Annotated in this window: 5 protein-coding genes; 4 read left to right on the top strand and 1 reads right to left on the bottom strand. The window is 64.0% G+C overall.

The features are described from left to right. Positions 1 to 98 precede the first annotated feature (98 nt). On the top strand, positions 99 to 2804 hold the full coding sequence (gene acnA / locus AC6LJY_RS22435; protein ID WP_498136801.1) for an aconitate hydratase AcnA: 2706 nt from the start codon (positions 99 to 101) through the stop codon (positions 2802 to 2804). A gap of 120 nt (positions 2805 to 2924) precedes the next feature. Here the strand turns inward: acnA and AC6LJY_RS22440 are convergent, their stop codons facing one another. Beyond that, the gene (locus tag AC6LJY_RS22440; RefSeq protein WP_498136802.1) at positions 2925 to 3707 is read right to left on the bottom strand and encodes a DODA-type extradiol aromatic ring-opening family dioxygenase; all 783 of its coding nucleotides are present in this window, start codon (positions 3705 to 3707) and stop codon (positions 2925 to 2927) included. Positions 3708 to 3936: 229 nt separating this feature from the next. Here AC6LJY_RS22440 and AC6LJY_RS22445 point away from each other — a divergent pair, with 229 nt between their 5' ends. The 3 genes from AC6LJY_RS22445 to efp all read left to right on the top strand — a co-directional run bounded on the left by AC6LJY_RS22445 (position 3937) and on the right by efp (position 6958). Beyond that, positions 3937 to 5139 carry a DUF2863 family protein gene (locus AC6LJY_RS22445; protein ID WP_046804077.1) on the top strand — a complete coding sequence of 401 codons (1203 nt, stop codon included), beginning with the start codon at positions 3937 to 3939 and terminating at the stop codon, positions 5137 to 5139. A 15-nt stretch (positions 5140 to 5154) separates the two neighbouring features. Then, positions 5155 to 6267 (top strand): elongation factor P maturation arginine rhamnosyltransferase EarP, encoded by a 1113-nt coding sequence (gene earP / locus AC6LJY_RS22450; protein WP_498136803.1) that lies wholly within the window; start codon positions 5155 to 5157, stop codon positions 6265 to 6267. A gap of 133 nt (positions 6268 to 6400) precedes the next feature. Further along, a complete protein-coding gene (gene efp / locus AC6LJY_RS22455) occupies positions 6401 to 6958 on the top strand; it encodes an elongation factor P (RefSeq protein ID WP_046804079.1) in 558 nt (185 codons plus the stop codon). The last annotated feature ends 39 nt before the right edge of the window (positions 6959 to 6997 follow it).

Here is a 6997-nt window from a genome sequence, read left to right on the forward strand (position 1 = left end):
GCGGGCTTGTGTCCCCTACAATGACAAACGCGCAAAAACGCCAGAAAATGCCGCCTGCGCTTGGGTAAAAAAAGCCGGGCAAAACCACGGAGTCCATCATGCCGCACAACACTCTAGACACCCTCAAGAACTTCAAGATCGGCAATAAATCCTGTCAGTACTATTCGCTGCCGGCGCTGGGCAAGTCGCTTGGCATCGATGTGCAGCGGCTCCCGGTATCGATCCGCATCGTTTTGGAATCCGTGCTGCGCAACTGTGACGGCAAGAAGGTCACCGAAGAACACGTCAAACAGCTTGCCAACTGGCAGGCCAACGCCCGCCGTGAAGATGAAATCCCGTTCGTGGTTGCCCGCGTGGTGCTGCAGGACTTCACCGGCGTGCCGCTGCTGGCCGATATCGCCGCCATGCGCTCCGTGGCCGACAAGATGGGCAAGAGCCCCAAGAGCATCGAACCGCTGGTACCGGTCGACCTGGTCGTCGACCACTCGGTGATGATCGACTACTTCGGCACCAAGGACGCGCTGGACCTGAACATGAAGCTGGAATTCAAGCGCAACCAAGAGCGCTACCAGTTCATGAAGTGGGGCATGCAGGCATTTGACACGTTCGGCGTCGTGCCCCCGGGCTTTGGCATCGTTCACCAGGTCAACCTGGAATACCTGGCGCGCGGCGTGCACCAGGACAAGAAAAACAATGTCTATTACCCCGATTCGCTGGTGGGCACGGATAGCCACACCACGATGATCAACGGCATTGGCGTGGTGGGCTGGGGCGTGGGCGGCATCGAAGCCGAAGCCGGCATGCTGGGCCAGCCCGTGTACTTCCTGACGCCCGACGTGGTCGGCGTTGAACTCAAAGGCCAATTGCGCGGCGGCGTGACCGCCACCGACCTGGTGCTGACCATTACCGAAATGCTGCGCCGTGAAAAAGTGGTGGGCAAGTTCGTTGAATTCTGCGGCGAAGGCACCGCCAGCCTGACCGTGGCCGAACGCGCCACCATCGGCAACATGGCGCCGGAATACGGCGCGACCATGGGCTTTTTCCCGGTCGACGAACGCACCATCGATTATTTCCGTGGCACGGGCCGCACCGAAGACGAAATCGCCGCCTTCGAGGCCTACTTCAAGGCGCAGAAGATGTTCGGCATCCCCGCCGCCCAGGACATCAACTTCACCAAGCTCTTGACGCTGGACCTGTCCACCGTCGCGCCGTCGCTGGCCGGCCCGAAGCGCCCGCAAGACCGCATCGAAATCGGCAACGTCAAGAACACCTTCATTGATCTGTTCTCCAAGCCGGTTGCCGAAAACGGCTTCAACCAGCCGGCCGAAAAGCTGAACCAGACGTTCACCACCAGCGCCGGCACCAAGATCAAGAACGGCGACATCCTGATTGCCGCCATCACGTCGTGCACCAACACGTCGAACCCGAACGTGCTGCTGGCCGCCGGCCTGCTGGCCAAGAAGGCCGTGGAAGCCGGCCTGAAGGTGCCCAAGCACATCAAGACGTCGCTGGCCCCCGGATCCCGCGTGGTCACCGACTACCTGACCAAAACGGGCCTGTTGCCCTACCTGGAAAAGCTGGGCTTTGACGTGGCCGCCTACGGCTGCACCACCTGCATCGGCAACGCGGGCGACCTGACGCCCGACCTGAACGAAGCCATCATCGGCAACGACCTGGTGTGCTCGGCGGTGCTGTCGGGCAACCGCAACTTTGAAGCGCGTATCCACCCGAACATCAAGGCCAACTTCCTGGCCTCGCCCCCGCTGGTCGTGGCATACGCGCTGGCGGGCACCGTCACGCGCGACCTGATGACCGAACCGGTGGGCCGTGGCAAGAACGGCGACGTCTGGCTGGGCGACATCTGGCCCACGTCCGAGGAAGTCGAGGCGCTGCTGAAGCACGCGCTGGACCCGAAGGTGTTCGAGGCCAACTACGGCCAGGTCAAGAGCAACCCGGGCAAGCTGTGGGAGAACATCAAGGGCGTCGCCGGCGATACCTACAACTGGCCCGACTCCACCTACATCGCCGAACCGCCCTTCTTCGAAGGCTTCGACATGACGCCGGCCCCGATGCCCACCGTCAAGGGCGCGCGCGCGTTGGGCGTGTTCGGTGATTCCGTGACCACCGACCACATCTCGCCCGCCGGCTCCATCAAGGAAACGTCGCCAGCCGGCAAGTGGCTGAAGGCAAACGGCGTGATGAAGGCCGATTTCAACAGCTATGGTTCGCGTCGCGGCAACCACGAGATCATGATGCGCGGCACCTTTGCCAACGTGCGCATCAAGAACCTGATGATTCCGTCGTTGCCCGATGGCAGCCGCTTCGAAGGCGGCGAGACCCTGTTCCAACCCACGGGCGAACAGATGTCCATCTACGACGCGGCCATGAAGTACGTGGCCCAGGGCACCCCCACCGTTGTGTTTGGCGGCGAGGAATACGGCACCGGCTCGTCACGCGACTGGGCGGCCAAGGGCACGCAGCTGCTGGGCGTCAAGGCCGTGATCACGCGCAGCTTTGAACGTATCCACCGCAGCAACCTGGTGGGCATGGGCGTGCTGCCGCTGCAATTCAAGGGCACGGACAGCGTGCAGTCGCTGGGCATCACCGGCGAAGAAACGTACGACATCTCGGGCCTGGAAAACGGCATCAAGCCGATGCAGGACGTGACGCTGACGATCACCCGCAAGGACGGTTCGAAGCAGGACGTGACGGTGCTGCTGCGCATCGACACGCCGATTGAAGTCGACTACTACCAGCACGGCGGCATCCTGCCTTTCGTGCTGCGCCAGCTGCTGGCTGCCTGACGCGCGACGCGCCCCCAGTCGGGGCGCGATGCAAAAGCCCCGGAACCTTGACGGTTCCGGGGCTTTTTTATGGTCTTGGCCGGGGCGATAGATCCGCGCCTCTGCCCTGCCCGTGCTGCATCAATCGTCGAACTGATACGCGTCCATCGCCAACGCCCCATACGAAATTTCGTCGTTCAGCCGGGTGGCGCGGGCATCGTCGCCGCCCGCTCCCAGCGCTACGTACAACGGCATCAAATGATCGTCGTGCGGATGGGCCTGCAATGCGCCGGGCGCCTGCGCCTGCCAGTCCAGCAGCGCCGGCACGTTGTGTTCGGCCAGATTACGCGCGTACCACGCCTGAAATCCGGGCACGTACGACACGGGCGGCGCGCTTTGCGGCATACGGACGTCGCGCAGATTGTGCGTCAGCGAACCCGACCCGATGATCAGAATGCCTTCATCACGCAGCGGCGCCAGCGCGCGGCCCAAAGCCAGTTGACCGGCCGCGTCGCGCCCCATGTCCAGCGACAGCTGCACCACCGGCACATCAACGTCGGGGTACAGGTAGCGCAGCGGCACCCACGCGCCATGGTCCAGCGGGCGGCGCGGGTCGCGATCGGCGGCGATACCCGATTCGGCCAGCACCGCCTGGACACGGTCGGCCAGTTCGGGCGAGCCGGGGGCCGCGTATTGCAGCGCATACAGCTCGGGCGGAAAACCGCCAAAGTCGTGCCACGCCACTTGCCGGTCGCGCGTGGACAGCGCCAGCCCTTCGCCCATCCAGTGCGGCGACACGACCAGGATGCCGCGCGGCTTGCGGCCTTGCGCCTGGCTCCATGCCGTCAGCTCGGGGCCGGTGCGCCCGGGTTCAACGGCCAGCATTGGCGAGCCGTGGGAAATAAAAAGCGTAGGCCAACGCATGGCGCAGCCTCCTGTAGACAAATTCGATGAGGAATTGTCGAATATTCCCAATCAGCAATAAACCCCCATCGGGGGGATGCTCTGTTGCCGATATGGCATCAATGCCGGCAATGCGGCCGCGGGCGGCGCTGCGCGGGGCTCTGAAGTCGGAAACCAATGCGACAACGCCGCGATGGGCGGCGAGCGGTAAACTACGTCGTTACACACTTACTGGACGTCCCTCGAAGTTATGGCCCGAACCCGCAGCCAATCCGCTCCCCGCATGACCCGCGACGCCACCCGTTTGGTGGCGCTGGCCCAATCGCTTAACCGCTCGGGCAGCCGCGTTGAAGACGTGTTTTGGGAGAACCAGCTTGGCGAAGCGATTCCCAAGCTGCTCAAGGCTGGGCAGGACGCCCCGCTGGAAGCGGCCCTGGACCACCTGGCGCAAAGCGACATCGGCGCCTACGAAGTCTTGATCGAACAGGCCGAAACGCTGTCCGAGTCGATGAAGATCGAGAAAAACGGCGTGGTGTACGACGTATTGCTGATCGTTGCACCAATCGTCGCCTGGACGCGCTACGCCATCCCCACCGGCCCCGTTTCCGCCAGCGCCCAGCAGGCGCTGCTGGCGCAGTTGCACGGCCACGTGCTGTCCAGCCAGGCGCGCACCGCGCTGATGCCGGTGCTGGTCAGCGTGGACCAGATGCCGCGCACGTTCGGCGAAACCTGGCAGTGGCTGCAACGCCTGGGCTCGCAAGCCCTGGGCGCGGAAACCACCAAGCCCGCGCTGAACACCGAGATCGAAACCGCCAACATGCTGGCCGACACGCGCTACATCATCGGCGCGGTGGCGGTGCCTGAAAACGCACCGATCTTCCGTTGGCAGGAAAGCCTGGGCGACGCCGATGCCACGCGCGATGCGTGCCAGCAACAGTGGGCCGCCCAGGCGCAACCCACGCTGGCCGCTCTGATGCCCGGCTGCGGCTTCGAAGCCCTGCTGCCCGACGCCTACTACGTCAGCAACCGCGAGGCCGACCGCCGCGTGCGCCCCTTGTCCTTGCGCGCGGCCGTCAGTTGGCTGGAAGGCGCGGTCAACCTGGAAGCCTCGCAATTGCGCGCGGTCGTGGCCGGCTGTGGCGAAAACCGCATCGACGAATACCGCATCAGCTTCACGGCGCGCAGCAGCAACGACGTCTACTACGGCTGCGTGTGGCCTTTGTATGGCCGAGAGGAAGAGCTGCCGTCCGACGAAGGCCAACCCGACGTGGTCGACGAAATCGCCGCCCTGCTCAAGGAATACGGCGTGACGGAACTGCGCCGCATCCCCGGCGTGCTGCCGGCGGAATACTGCGAAGACTGCGGCGCGCCCTACTTCCCCAACCCCTTGGGCGAACTGGTGCACGCCGAACTGCCCGAGGACGCCGAAGCCGCACCGGCAAAGTTCCACTAGTTTCACCAGGCCGCCATGCAAGCAGACATCTTTTGCCGAGTCGTCGATAACTATGGCGACATCGGCGTCTGCTGGCGGCTGGCGCGCCGGCTGGCTGGCGGCCCCGGCTGGGACGTGCGCCTGTGGGTAGACGACCTGGCCAGCTTTGCCCGCATTCAGCCGGGCATCGCCCCCGACGCCCCGCGCCAAGCGCTGGCCGGCGTGGACATCGTCCACTGGTCTGACACGCCCGATCCCACCCTGACCGCTCGGGATGTGGTCATCGAAGCCTTTGCCTGCGACCCGCCCGAGGCGTTTCTGCAAAGCATGCAACGGGTGCATCCGGCCTGGATCAACCTGGAATATCTAAGCGCCGAAGCCTGGGTGGAAAGCTGCCACGGCCTGCCCTCGCAGCGGCCGGACGGGCTGGTCAAACATTTTTTCTTCCCCGGGTTCACCGCGGCCACGGGCGGCCTGTTGCGCGAACCGGGTTTAAGCGCCGAACGTGACGCCCTGCAAGCGTCAATGGACCAGCAAAACGGGTTTTTACGGTCGCTGGGCGTGTCGGACGCCGTGCTCGCGCACCGCCAGGACGGCGCGCGTACGGTATCGCTGTTCTGTTATCCCACGGCGCCCGCGGGCGATCTGGTCCGCGCCCTGGCGGCCGATTCCCGGCCATGCGTGCTGCTGGCGCCCGAGGGCGTTGCCCCCGGCCTTGAGGCCGCCTGCCAAGCGCCCGGCGCCCCTTTGCTGGCGCGCCTGCCCTTCGTGGCCCAACCCGACTTTGACCGCGTGCTGTGGCTGTCGGACATGAATTTCGTGCGCGGCGAAGACTCGTTCATCCGTGCCGCCTGGGCCGCGCGCCCCCTGGTGTGGCAAATCTATCCCCAGGACCAGAACGTGCATCTGGAAAAGCTGGAAGCCTGGCTGGCCCGCTATCCGGCCCCGGATACCGCGCAAGCCTTGATCCGCGCCTGGAACCAGCCAGAGACTGGGCAAACTCGGGCCGCCATGACGGCGTCGCTGGTGCCGGACGCGTGGGCGGCATGGCAGGACGCCGCCCGAACCTGGGACGCAAGCCAGGCCGCACAGCCGGATCTGGCCGAAAATCTGGCCGACTTTTGCGCAGACTTGGCCAAGAAACGTTAGAATAGAGAGTTTTCTGAGTCGCCCTGGATTTGTCGGGCCTCAACTATGACGCCTCCCGGGGTGTGCACGAAGCCGCAAGCCATGCGGCTTTTTGCAAGCACGGCGAGTGCACCTACCCCCCGGAGTTTTATCGATGAAAACCGCTCAGGAATTGCGAGTCGGCAACGTGGTCATGGTCGGCAAGGATCCCCTCGTGGTCCAAAAAGCCGAATACAACAAGTCTGGCCGTAACGCTGCTGTTGTGAAGCTGAAGTTCAAGAACCTGCTGACCGCCTCGGCCAGCGAATCGGTCTACAAGGCCGACGAAAAGTTCGAAGTGGTGCAACTGGATCGCAAGGAGTGCACGTACTCCTACTTCGGCGACCCGATGTACGTCTTCATGGACGAAGAGTACAACCAGTACGAAATCGAAGCGGAAAGCATGGGCGACGCCCTGAACTACCTGGAAGAAGCGATGCCCGTGGAAGTGGTCTTCTACGACGGCCGCGCCATCTCGGTTGAACTGCCCACCACGATCGTTCGCGAAATCACCTACACCGAACCCGCCGTGCGTGGCGATACCTCGGGCAAGGTCACCAAGCCGGCCAAGATCAACACCGGCTACGAACTGAACGTGCCGCTGTTCTGCGCCATCGGCGACAAGATCGAAATCGACACCCGCACGAACGAATACCGCAGCCGCGTTCAGTAATCTGATCCGGCAGCAGGTACGAAAAAGCCAGGCCCGCAA

Source organism: Achromobacter sp. RT286_PF, from assembly GCF_059760425.1.